This is a genomic window from Steroidobacter sp. (genome assembly GCF_016790065.1).
Taxonomy (GTDB): Bacteria; Pseudomonadota; Gammaproteobacteria; order Steroidobacterales; family Steroidobacteraceae; genus Steroidobacter.
This window is the reverse complement of sequence record NZ_JAEUPY010000357.1, coordinates 1-11,335: the sequence shown is the minus strand read 5'-3', so window position 1 is coordinate 11,335 and position 11,335 is coordinate 1. Positions and strand designations below refer to the sequence as shown.

The following is an 11,335-nucleotide window of genomic DNA, read 5'->3' as shown; positions in this document are numbered from 1 at the left end:
AGGAATTTCATGGCCATGCTCCCCTTCCCCCTCGCCGAAACCAGCAATCCTAATCAGGCTAAATTCCCATATATGGGAATCCAGTGCAACATGTAACTTGGACCGCGGCTCGCTTGCAGCGACAATCGCAACCCACGAGATCAGCCCCTGAGAGTCATGAAGAGAAGATGCTTATGAGCCCACGCGGAGGCGTCGGCACCAAGCTGCGGTCGATCAGACGCGGCCATCGCTGGACCCTGGCCGAAGTCGCCGGTCGCACCGGCATTCCAGTATCGACCTTGTCGAGAATCGAGACCGACCAGGTCTCGCCCACCTACGACCAGCTCACCCGCCTGAGCGATGGGCTGCGCCTGGACCTCGCTCAACTATTTTCGCCTCGCAATCGCGCCAGTGCCGCGGTTCCGGTAGCGCGCCGGAGCATCAATCATCACGGCGCCGGTCAGCTGATCGAGACGACCAATCAATCGCTGCGTTATTTGAGCACCGATCTGTTGAACAAGTCGTTCACGCCCATCCTGGCGGACATCAAGACTCGACGGGTCGAGGACTTCGGTGAGTTCATGAGTCATCCCGGCGAGGAGTTCTTGTTCGTGGTGGAAGGCGAGCTGGAACTGCACACCGAGTGCTACGCGCCGGTGCGACTCAAGGCGGGCGAATCGATTTTTTTCGACAGCACTGTCGGCCATGCATATGTGGCTGCAGGCTCGGGGAAGTGCAAGGCGCTGTCGGTTTGCACGGTGCCTCAGCACCATAGTTTCGAACCTGCAAATAGCGTGGGGCCGAAGCGCAAAGTTGCCACGAAGAAGAAGACCAAACGACGTGACTGACCTGCGCGTATTCCGGGACGAACCCTTTCTTCGTCATCGCCTGCGGATGATTCCGCTCGCCGAGCTGAAGCGCTTTGAGGCTTTCGATGAGGCCAAGGTGACCAGGCTCGTTGCCAAGATTCGGGAAGAGCAGACGTTCTTCAACCCCATCTCGGTGGTGCGGGAGCTGATCGTCATCGATGGCGCGAATCGACTCGAAGCCTTGCGTCGGCTCGGTGCGAGGTTCGTGCCGTGTGTGGTTTATGACTATTCGGAGGTTGAGCTGCTGGGGAATGTGCACTTCATCGACAATGGAGTGACTACTCGGCTTTCGGAGTTCTCACCCGAAGCCGGTGAACGCGTTGAGTTTCCCCGCCGCAGTCCGGAGGATATTCAAGCGGCGGCTGAGAGTGGGCAGCTGATTCCGAACGGCGAGACGTTTCATCAGGTCGCTCAGAGCGTGATTCGGTTACCGATTCCGCTCGCAGCGCTGATGTCGAACGAGCCGTTCGATCTCGGCGCTGAGATCGAGCGCCGGATGACCTCCGGCCAGATCCGCTTCTATCCCGCGAGCGTCTATGTTTGCGACGAGTGGTGACAGAGCTGGCGCTGACGCGACGCTCAATCGGCGCTAGCCTGGCGCCCGTTTTAACCTCGCAGGCGACGTGCGACTTTCAGAAACTGACGTCTACTCCAACCCCAAACGTTCTCGGCTGTAACACGCTGACATTCGCCGGCCCGCCATACAGCGACGTGCCAGTGATGGCCGACAGCTGTCCGCGCTCGTCACCGACGTTCTTGCAGTAGATGTGCACTCTCGCCCCACCAAGCACGACACCAGTGCGAACGTCGACGGTCGAGTAGTCAGGCAAGTCATACTGCGGCATGCCCACGCTCCGATCGAAGTTCGCATTTCGCTCAGCAATATAGCGCAGCGTCGTGCCAGCGAACGCGTCATACCCACCTACCCCAAAGCGATAATCTGCCGACAACGCGGCCGTGACCTTCGGCGCATCGGGTAGCGACTCGCCTGCCACACCGCCAAGATCGGGAGCGTCCTGAGTCAATTCGGCATCGGTGTAACCGAACGCCCCCATCACAGTCAGCGACGGCACAGGCATGGCAAGCACCGTCAACTCCGCTCCTCGGCTGCGTGCCTCAGCGGCATTGGCAATCACGCCAAGGCCATTGCGAATGGCCGTGATCTGCATGTCATCCCAGTCGATGTGATAAACGGCCAGATCAGCACTCAAGCGCCGGTCGGCACTCCCCACCTTCAAACCAACCTCATAACTCGTCAGCCGATCCGCATCGAAAGTAGCCGCGGCCAACGGCCGGCCATCCAGATCATTCACAACCGAGTTGGGCCCGCCGGGTCGATATCCAGTAGCGAACCGAAAGTAAGGCCTCACATAGTCGGTCAAGCGATAGCGAACATTGGCAAGATACGTCGCCACACCATCGTTCGACCGCCGCTCCGGCACCTGATCGAGCAACACACCCGACCCATTCTGCGCCTGACCTTGTGAGTTCCGCGCGTAGCGAACACCACCCGTCAGGTCGAGCCGGTCAGTAAGATGGAACGTGAGATTGCCAAAGCCCGCATACTCCTCATACCGACTCGGCACATTGAGCGTGAGCAAGTTGACGGCCGAACGCGCCCCGTTGGGATCGTAGGCAACCAGCTGTTGAAACTGAGCACTGTCCTCATCCGTAAAGAACGCGCCAACCAACCAATCCACCACCCGTCCGCTAGCCGACAGCCGAAGCTCCTGCGTGAACTTGTCCGTATCCGCGTTCCGAATCAATCCGACCGCGCTGAACACACTCGGCCCACCAAAGGCCGGCACATACAGCGCAGAGAAATCCGTGATCGCATCGCTGCGCGTCGATTGATAGCTGCTGATCGACGTAAGCGTCGCGAAGTCGAACGCATACTTCAGCGTGCTACTGACCAACCGAAAGCGCTGCTCGAAGGGCTCGCCGAATAAGCGGCGCTGTTCCAACTCACCGTCCACAGCGACGCCGGTGAAGCGGACAAAATCAGCTGCAATTGATCCATCACGGTCGATGTCTTGAGCGAACGCCGTCAGCCGCACCGACAACCGCTCGCTCGGCGCAAAGAGTAAATCGAGCCGACCGCCGTACATATCAGCCTGGTCCACATCTTCATCGTTGAGTGTGAGGTTGTCGATATAGCCGCCGTTGTGCCGATAGAAACCACCCACGCGTAGCGCCGCCCGATCCTGCGTCAGCGGAAGATTCACCGCGCCAGACGCGTCGTAACCAACGCCACCCTCTTCAGTGTTGAACATATTAGTCCGCGCCGTGCCCCTGAACGCCGTGGTATCGGGCGCGTTGGTAACGTATTTCAGCAAACCGCCCATGGTGCTGGCGCCGTACAACGTGCCCTGCGGACCACGCAGAATCTCGATTCGATTCATGTCGAACAGCCCGACATCCAACGCCAGCTGAGCGCCGGCAACGAAGGCAGTGCTCGATCCGTAAGGCACGTCGTCGACGTAGATGCCAACGGTAGGTGAGACGTTATAGCCGCTGGTGATGCCGCGCAGATTGACCTGCGTCTGCCCCACTCCACTACTGGTGAAGTTCAGACTGGGCACGGTATTGGCGAAATCCGCCAACTGTGTCGCGCCGAGCGTCTGTAAATCACGCCCGGTGAGCACCGTGATCGACATCGGAATATCCCGCGCCCGTTCTTCCACTTTCTGCGCGGTGACGATGATCTCTTCCAAGCTGCCGCTGATCTCAGCCGATTCAGCAGCCCTTTCTTTCTGAAGCAACGTCGGTCCGGGAGCAGCCGTAGTCTTCGGCGTGCCGACCTCAGCGCTGATGACCATGTACGCACGAGAGTTCAGCAGCCGATAGGTCAAGCCATGAGGCTCGAGCAACTCTTGCAGCGCCTGATCGATGGAGTACGCACCGTCCAACGGGCCGACGATGGCATCGCCTTTTACAGCATCGCTGAAGCGCACGATCTGTACGCCGGTTTGTTGAGCCAGCGCTTTGAGCGCGGCATCCAGCGGCTGTTGTGGAATGTGAACATTGTGTCGAACGATAGCGGCAGCGGATTCAGCGGCGGCCGCCAATGTGACCACTCCGCCATAAGCAACAGCCGCCGCGATGCTAACGCGCAAGATCTGCCACCCCGCTCCAGCGAGCTTGGCGTGCAAGGGCCACCAGGAGGCGCGATGAGCCGCCAACACAGTTCCTTGGTCAGCGGCCGGGCGAGCGGATCACGATGCCGTCATCCGTCTGTGAAATCTCGACCTCAGTGCCGCTCTGACGGATGAAGTCCAGCAAGGTTTCGGTATCGGTGGCATCGAACACGCCACTGACCTTGCGGCCCGCGAGCTGCCCATCGCTGATCCGAAGTTGAGTACGGTTGTAGCGGTTGAACTCGGCGATCACGTCGGCGAGGGTTTCATTCTCGAACACCAACTGACCATCTGCCCAGGCCAGCGCGCGAGCCGTGTCGACAGCTCGCACCGGATCGACAGCACCAGCAGTTGGAACCGTCAGCTGCTGCCCGGCAGTGAGCAGGATCTCGGTCGAGTTGTTGGCGAGACTGGCGCCAATTGAAGGAGCCTCGCCCGCTTCCGAGCGCGCCACCGCTACTTTTCCTTCGGCCACGGTGACGACCACACCTCGCTTGCTGTTCTCGACGCCGAACGCAGTCCCGACGGCACGCACCGAGGTGTTGTCCGCATTCACCACGAACGGCCGTTGCGCGTTCTTGGTGACTCGAAACAACGCTCGCCCACGCTCCAAGGTCACGTGGCGGAGGTGCTCATCGAATTTCACTCGCAGCTGAGTTTCAGGCTCGAGCTGCACCACTGTGCCATCGTCCAACATGACTTGCCGCCGCTCGGCGAGCTCGGTCTCGATCACATCGCCACGCGCGCCGAGCGCGAACCACGCCGCCACGATAGCAACGAAACAAACGCTCGCGGCAGTCGCCCAAATACGGACCCGCGAACGCACCTTCTCGACCCTGGCTTCGTCCTCATGCCCGCGCACAGGATCAGACTCATGCTCAGCCGCCTGACCAATAGGAACGACATTGTCAGGCACACCAGCCGCATCGCCATCGATCTCGCCCCACAGCTTGAAGCGCTCGAGCGAGTCATGCACATGAGCGATCCGCAGGAACTCAGCGACGTGCAGCGGCGACTCCCGCAGCCATTGAGTGAACAGCTCGCGATCGGCTTTGGAAACTTGGGTCGGCGCCGCGCTCAGCCGATGCCACCACTGGGTAGCATCGTGGGTCGCGCGGGCGCGCCGGTCATTCACGTCCATTCTGGAGTGCTCTCGTCAGTTCATCATTGAGCTCGCGCCGTAGCTTGCCGTAGCTCTTCTCGAAGTCGCGCCGGACCACTCGAAAGGACACCCCGAGCCGATCGGCGATGGCTTGCTGAGTCAGTCCCTCCTCGAAGTAAAGCTTGAGCATGGCGCGCTCGCGCGGCGTGAGCGTATTGAGCGCACGTTTGATCTCGAGCTGCGCGGCCTCGTGGTCCAAGGCATCGTCGGGGCGATCCTCGGCCACCAGGTTCGCCAGCCAATGCGGTTCGTGGGTCAGCCGATTGCTGGACCGAATGCTCCATTCCGCCGCCACGTTGGCGGCCATCTTGAACAGGTAAGCCTGCGGGTGCTCGACGATCTGGGCGGCGTCATAACGCAACAGACGCAAGAACACTTCCTGAGCCACATCGTCGAAATCCGCCGGCCGCAAGGCGCTGCGGTTGGCCAGGAACCGGCGCAGCGGTGTCCGCCAGCGGCGGAACCACTCGATCAGCCGGTTTTGTTGCTCGGGGCTGGGCATGGAATCGACTACAACCACCCCGCGGGTACGGGGTACAGACTTCCGGTGCGTCTAAGACTGGGCGAGGCGTCGAATCCTCCCCCCTCAGGCTATAATGCCGCCGGTAACGCGCGGAAGTCCGCGTCAAATAACTACTTTCCACCGCATGCAGAACGACTCCCCGGCCCCGAGCGAACGGCGCGCAGCGTTGGACGACCTCGACCACCAGCTGCTGGCGCTGCTACGGGTCGACGCCCGGACTGCTTCGGCCACCCTGGCGAGAAAGCTGGGAGTGTCGCGCGGCACGGTGACCAACCGGATCGCCCGGCTGGAGGCCAGCGGCGTCATTCTCGGTTATGGGGTGCAGCTCGGTCACGATGCGCAACCGAGCCTGATTCGAGCGTGGATGAGTATCGCGGTCGAGGGAGACAAGACACGCGATGTGGTGAAGCGCTTGTTGGGCGAGCCTTCGATCGGCTCGCTACACGACACTAACGGTCGCTGGGACCTGCTCGCCGAGGTGCATGCCGCATCCATCGGCGAGCTGTCCGAAGTCCTGGAACGAATTCGCAAGATCAAAGGTATCGGCAACACCGAGACCAGCATTCACCTGCAAACGTTCCGGTGACCGGCGCGGCGCTCAGGCCGCGCGTCGCAACTTCGCCCGGCGCTTGCCCGAGCCCAATGTGCCGCCGTACAGATCCTTCGGATCATCGATCTCCGGCACCAGATCGATCTGGCGACAGAACTCCGGACGCTCGGCGATCAGGTCGTGCAGGAAACGCAGCGCCGAGTAGTCTTCGAGCGCGAAACCGACCGAATCGAACAACGTGACTTCGCCCGCCGCGGCACGGCCCTGAGCGGCACCGCGAACCACTTCGGCGAACTCGATGACAGGATGCGCGGCGGCCAGCTGCTGAATTTCGCCTTCGATACGCGACTGCGGCTCGTACTCCACCACGATACGAACGTCCGGCCGATGCAGGATGTCGACGTGCAACTCGGTCTTGCCCGGGCAATCGCCCCCCACCGCATTCAAATGCATGCCCGGCTGGATCATGTCCGGTGTCAGGATGACAGCATTGCGCTTGTCGGCGGTGACGGTCGTGACGATATCCGCACCACGCACTGCCTCTTCGCAGGAGGTAGCACGCACCAAAGTAACGTTGCGCATTTCCGGCATCGCGCGCAGGTTCTGCACGATCTTGGCCGTGGCCTTCGGATCGACGTCGAACAAACGCAGCTCGGTGATGCCTAGGATGCGCTGGAACGCGATGGCCTGGAATTCGCTCTGTGCGCCGTTGCCGATCAACGCCATGACCTTGCTGTCCGGCCGCGCCATCCACTTCGCCGCGAGCGCCGACATGGCCGAAGTACGCAACGCCGTGGTGATCGTGAGTTCCGACAGCAACAACGGGTAACCAGTATCGACCGCCGCCAACACGCCGAACGCGGTGACGGTGAGCAAGCCTTCGCCGGTGTTCTTGGGATGACCGTTGACGTACTTGAACGAGTACAGGCCACCATCGCTGATGGGCATCAGCTCGATCACACCGACATCCGAATGACTGGCCAGGCGCGGCGACTTTTCGAACTCGCCCCAACGCTTGTAGTCCGACTCGATCTGCCCGGCCAGGCGTTCCATGAACTCACCGGCACCGATCTCTTCGATCAAATGCTGGATGTCTGCAATGCCGACGTAATCGACCATGTTCGTCCCCTGATAACTGCTACAGGCGCTGGCGCGCAAAAAGTGCAGTCATCCTAGGGGGCGGCAGTGTCACGAAGAAGCCGGCAGCCTGAGCAGTTCGCTGCGCTTTTCTGACGAAACGGCAGAGGTTATTGGCGTTCCGGCAATCTGCGGGAACGCCGCTGTCTTAATTCAAGACTTACTTGGTGGCCAACCGCAGGGCCGGCCGGCGGTGCTCTTCCTCGGCATTGAGATGAACCAGCGGAGCTCGCTTGACCGAGCACAACAGCTCATACGGGCTGCGGTTCGAAGCACGCGCCACCGCGGCCACAGGAACATTCGCACCCCACAGTTCGACATTGCTGCCGACATCGGCATCGGGCAACTCGGTAAGGTCGACGGTCAGCATGTCCATCGACACCCGGCCGATCAGCTTTGTTTTAGAACCATCCACTGCGATTTGCGTTCCGGTCGGCGCCGTCTGCGGATAACCATCGGCATAACCAGCGCACACCAGCCCGACCCGCGTGCGTCGCTGAGCAACGAACGACGCGCCATAGCCCAACGACTCACCCGCTTCGAGCGTGCGAGTAGCAAACACGTTGCTCTCGAACGTCATCACCGGCTGCAACTCCGGCACGTCGCGACCGTGAGTGGTCACGCCATACAACATCAAGCCAGGCCGTCCCCAATCGCGGCGTGCATTCGGCCACGCCAACAAGCCGGCCGAGTTACACAAGCTACGCTCGCCTTTCAGCGTCGACGTTGCGGCATCGAATGCTTCGATCTGCTGCGCGGTCATCGGCTCGTTCACTTCATCCGCTCGCGCGAAGTGAGTCATCAGCGTGATCGAGCTGACCTTGCCGGTGCTCATTAATTGTTGATACGCCGCTGCCGCCTCGTTCGCTCTGAAGCCCGCACGGCTCATGCCGGTGTCGATCTTCAGCCAAACGTTGAATTTGGCGGCCACCGAGCTTTCCTGCAGTAACCGAATCTGCTCTTGCTGATGCACTACCAACCAAAGATCCAACTCATGCGCGAGCTTGATCTCAGCAGCGTTGAAACAACCTTCCAGCACTAGGATGGGATTGCGCACGCCGCCTTCGCGCAAGACGAAAGCTTCGTCGAGGAACGCGACGGCAAAGCCGTCCACCGTCGACGCAAGCGAACGCGCACACGCCAATGCGCCGTGGCCATAAGCGTTGGCCTTGAGCACCGCCAGCGCACGACCACCGTGCGCACCGCGTGCGTAGAGATAATTGGAACGAAGCGCTGCTTGATCGATTCGAACCCGAGTCGGACGCGTCACGCCGTTTCCTCTCCCGTCACCAGCGGCTGCTGGCGCGTGCGTGGCTTCTGATAACGCGACACATCGAGACCGTCAGTACGAATCTCCGGACGATAGCCCGTGACCTGATCGGCGATGAGCTGGCCCGAACCACAGGCCATGGTCCAGCCGAGCGTGCCGTGACCGGTGTTGATGAACAGATTGCGATATTCGCTGCCGCCGACAATGGGCGTGCTATCCGGTGTCATCGGCCGCAAGCCGGTCCAGAACTCGGCCTTCTTCAACGCGCCCGCGCCCGGATACAAATCGTTTACCACCAGCTCGAGCGTTTCGCGCCGACGCTGCAACAGGTTCAAGTCGAAGCCGGCCAGCTCAGCCATGCCGCCGACGCGAATGCGATCGTCGAAGCGCGTCACCGCAATCTTGTAGGTCTCATCGAGAATGGTGGACACCGGCGCCGCCGACGCGTCGACGATGGGCAACGTCAGCGAGTAGCCCTTCACCGGATACACCGGCAGATCGATACCAAGAGGCAACGCCAGATCGCGCGAGTAGCTGCCGCAAGCCAAAACATAAGCGTCGGCGGTCAAACGTTCTTCGCCGATGCGCACGCCGTCGATACGACCGCCGCGCGATTCGATGGCAGTCACGTGAGTCCCGAGACGGAATTTCACGCCGAGCTTCTCTGCCTCTTTAGCCAGACGCAGCGTGAACAGATTGCAGTCGCCGGTCTCGTCGTTTGGCAACCGCAGACCGCCGGTCAACTTGCCCTGCACTCGTCCGAGCGCCGGCTCGGCCGATGCCAACTGATGGGCTTCCAGCAATTCATAAGGAACGCCACAACGTTCCAACACACGGATGTCCTGACGGGCCGCTTCGAACTGAGCACGAGTTCTGAACAACTGAATGGTGCCGCCGGTGCGCTGCTCATACTGAATGCCGGTTTCGGCACGCAGCGTGCGTAAGCAATCGCGGCTGTATTCGGCGAGCCGGAGCATGCGCTCCTTATTGATGTCGTAACGCTCGGGCGAGCAGTTGACCAACATCGCCGCCATCCATTTGAGCTGATGCAGGCTGCCATCTGGACGGATGGACAGCGGCGCATGACGCTGGAACATCCACTTCAACGCCTTGAGCGGAATGCCCGGCGCGGCCCACGGGGTCGAATAGCCCGGCGAGACCTGGCCGGCATTGGCATGGCTGGTCTCCAACGCCACCGCCTTCTGGCGATCGACGACAGTAACCTCGGCCCCGCGACGGGCGAGATACCAAGCAGTGCAGACACCAATGACGCCGCCACCCAGAACCACGACACGCATGAATCGTTTCACCTGACAGGCCCAGCAACGCCGCTCATTCTAGGCACAGGGCGCTAGTGACTTTCATTGAAGAACGGGCGTTTGCACGATTTTCCACTGCCACCAGGCTGGCTTTTGGACTTTAGCCAGTTAAATTCACTGGCTGTGACCGAATTCACAGCCGATAACCCTGGCGGGAATGGCCGTCTGGCCGTAGCCTAGGCGCCCTGATTAGCCCCACCTCGAGCCCGCCCCATGCAGGACCTGGATCGTATCGACCGGAAGATTCTGGACCTGCTGCAACGCGACGGCCGGATCTCCATCACCGACCTGGCCCAACAAGTGGGCTTGTCGGCCACCCCCTGCGCCGAACGGGTCCGCCGCCTGGAACGCACCAACGTCATCACCGGCTACCACGCCCGCGTCTCGCCCCGGGAGTTGGGCCGGAACCTGCTGGTGTTCCTGGAGATCAAGCTGGCGGTGAAGTCGGATGAAGTGTTCGAGAAAATCAAAAACGAACTGCATCGGATTCCGGAAGTGATGGAATGCCATCTGGTGTCCGGCGACTTCGATTACCTGATCAAAGCTCGCATCCCCGACATGCAGGACTACCGCACCCTGCTCGGTGAAATCCTCCAGCGCATGCCCTCTTCCGCGCAGTCGCGCAGTTATGTGGTGATGGAGGAGATTAAGGAGACGTTGTACTTACAGACCTGAGCCGGGATCAGGTGTCCGCATTGGCCCCGCCTTCACGTCCGATCCAATAGAAGCGACGCGCGCGTTGCCGCGTCGTATATCCGATCTGACTACGAGGGCATGACGATGACGAGCTCAACTGGCGGTGCCGGGCGCAGCGCTGTTCCTGCACGAGTGGCATTGGTTCTTGGCAGCGGCGGCGTGCGAAGCGCTGCCGCTTTGGGAGTGGCCGAAGTACTGAAGCGCGCGGGCTTGCGTCCGGATTTGGTCGTGGGCTGCAGCTCAGGTGCGCTGTTCGGTGCGGCCATCGCGATGGGCATGGAAAGCGACGAAGCGCTGTCCTTCGCCACCGACTTATGGTCGCAAGACTTGACCGAGCGGCGTCGCTGGCGGGCTTATGCGGAATTGCTCGCTCCTCGGCTCATGGGATTCGACGCTGGCTTCTCGCTCCGAGATGCGAGGCTCATCTCGCGTCGCATCGAGCAAGGATTCGGCGGCCGTCGGCTCGAACAGTTGCCGATTCCCCTGCGCGTCATGACCACCGAACTGGCCACCGGTGATGGCGTGCTACTCACGCAAGGTTCGTTGCCTGATGCATTACGCGCCAGCATCGCGTTGCCTTTCATCTTCCCTAGCGTCGAGATCGACGGTCGGCGTCTTGCAGACGGTGTGCTGTCGGATCCGCTGCCGGTCTCCGCCGCTCGAGACGCTCAAGTGGTCGTGGCTCTTGGCTTC

At 61.1% G+C, this 11,335-nt stretch carries 11 protein-coding genes; 5 read left to right on the top strand and 6 right to left on the bottom strand.

From position 1 onward, the window contains the following. Positions 1 to 173 precede the first annotated feature (173 nt). Together JNL55_RS14860 and JNL55_RS14855 are read left to right on the top strand one after the other, a co-directional pair. Complete coding sequence (locus JNL55_RS14860; RefSeq protein ID WP_293854720.1) at positions 174 to 827, top strand: helix-turn-helix domain-containing protein; 654 nt, start codon at positions 174 to 176, stop codon at positions 825 to 827. Next, a complete protein-coding gene (locus JNL55_RS14855) occupies positions 820 to 1,404 on the top strand; it encodes a ParB N-terminal domain-containing protein (RefSeq protein WP_293854716.1) in 585 nt (194 codons plus the stop codon). Before JNL55_RS14860 ends, JNL55_RS14855 begins: the two co-directional genes overlap by 8 nt. 76 nt (positions 1,405 to 1,480) lie before the next feature. On the opposite strand, the gene JNL55_RS14850 is transcribed toward JNL55_RS14855, so the two are convergent. The 3 genes from JNL55_RS14850 to JNL55_RS14840 are packed head-to-tail and all read right to left on the bottom strand — an operon-like array spanning position 1,481 to position 5,649. Continuing rightward, positions 1,481 to 4,030, bottom strand: coding sequence for a TonB-dependent receptor domain-containing protein (locus JNL55_RS14850; RefSeq protein ID WP_293854712.1), 2,550 nt, complete (start codon positions 4,028 to 4,030; stop codon positions 1,481 to 1,483). Between the two features lie 13 nt (positions 4,031 to 4,043). After that, the gene (locus JNL55_RS14845) at positions 4,044 to 5,126 is read right to left on the bottom strand and encodes a FecR family protein (protein ID WP_293854708.1); all 1,083 of its coding nucleotides are present in this window, start codon (positions 5,124 to 5,126) and stop codon (positions 4,044 to 4,046) included. Continuing rightward, positions 5,113 to 5,649, bottom strand: coding sequence for a sigma-70 family RNA polymerase sigma factor (locus tag JNL55_RS14840; protein ID WP_293854703.1), 537 nt, complete (start codon positions 5,647 to 5,649; stop codon positions 5,113 to 5,115). Before JNL55_RS14840 ends, JNL55_RS14845 begins: the two co-directional genes overlap by 14 nt. A gap of 187 nt (positions 5,650 to 5,836) precedes the next feature. On the opposite strand from JNL55_RS14840, the gene JNL55_RS14835 reads away from it, so the two are divergent. Continuing rightward, a complete protein-coding gene (locus JNL55_RS14835) occupies positions 5,837 to 6,256 on the top strand; it encodes an Lrp/AsnC family transcriptional regulator (protein ID WP_415923083.1) in 420 nt (139 codons plus the stop codon). A 12-nt stretch (positions 6,257 to 6,268) separates the two neighbouring features. Here JNL55_RS14835 and JNL55_RS14830 read toward each other — a convergent pair whose 3' ends face one another. The 3 genes from JNL55_RS14830 to JNL55_RS14820 all read right to left on the bottom strand — a co-directional run bounded on the left by JNL55_RS14830 (position 6,269) and on the right by JNL55_RS14820 (position 9,925). Beyond that, positions 6,269 to 7,339, bottom strand: a complete 1,071-nt coding sequence (locus JNL55_RS14830; RefSeq protein ID WP_293854695.1) for an ornithine cyclodeaminase — start codon at positions 7,337 to 7,339, stop codon at positions 6,269 to 6,271. A 178-nt stretch (positions 7,340 to 7,517) separates the two neighbouring features. Further along, positions 7,518 to 8,627, bottom strand: coding sequence for an alanine racemase (alr, locus tag JNL55_RS14825; protein WP_293854692.1), 1,110 nt, complete (start codon positions 8,625 to 8,627; stop codon positions 7,518 to 7,520). Then, the gene (locus JNL55_RS14820) at positions 8,624 to 9,925 is read right to left on the bottom strand and encodes a D-amino acid dehydrogenase (RefSeq protein WP_293854687.1); all 1,302 of its coding nucleotides are present in this window, start codon (positions 9,923 to 9,925) and stop codon (positions 8,624 to 8,626) included. The genes alr and JNL55_RS14820 overlap by 4 nt, the downstream gene beginning before the upstream one ends. Positions 9,926 to 10,159: 234 nt before the next feature. Between JNL55_RS14820 and JNL55_RS14815 the strand changes: the two genes are divergently transcribed. Both JNL55_RS14815 and JNL55_RS14810 read left to right on the top strand, forming a co-directional pair. Next, positions 10,160 to 10,621 carry an AsnC family transcriptional regulator gene (locus tag JNL55_RS14815; protein ID WP_293854683.1) on the top strand — a complete coding sequence of 154 codons (462 nt, stop codon included), beginning with the start codon at positions 10,160 to 10,162 and terminating at the stop codon, positions 10,619 to 10,621. Positions 10,622 to 10,726: 105 nt separating this feature from the next. After that, a partial coding sequence (locus JNL55_RS14810) for a patatin-like phospholipase family protein (protein ID WP_293854679.1) occupies positions 10,727 to 11,335 on the top strand: 609 nt, incomplete at its 3' end.

What these genes read in the sequence shown, in the direction of transcription:
- JNL55_RS14860 (WP_293854720.1), top strand. Translation starts at nt 174, where the DNA reads ATGAGCCCACGCGGAGGCGTCGGCACCAAGCTGCGGTCGATCAGACGC.
- JNL55_RS14845 (WP_293854708.1), bottom strand. Translation starts at nt 5,126, where the DNA reads ATGGACGTGAATGACCGGCGCGCCCGCGCGACCCACGATGCTACCCAG.
- JNL55_RS14840 (WP_293854703.1), bottom strand. Translation starts at nt 5,649, where the DNA reads ATGCCCAGCCCCGAGCAACAAAACCGGCTGATCGAGTGGTTCCGCCGC.
- JNL55_RS14830 (WP_293854695.1), bottom strand. Translation starts at nt 7,339, where the DNA reads ATGGTCGATTACGTCGGCATTGCAGACATCCAGCATTTGATCGAAGAG.
- JNL55_RS14820 (WP_293854687.1), bottom strand. Translation starts at nt 9,925, where the DNA reads ATGCGTGTCGTGGTTCTGGGTGGCGGCGTCATTGGTGTCTGCACTGCT.
- JNL55_RS14815 (WP_293854683.1), top strand. Translation starts at nt 10,160, where the DNA reads ATGCAGGACCTGGATCGTATCGACCGGAAGATTCTGGACCTGCTGCAA.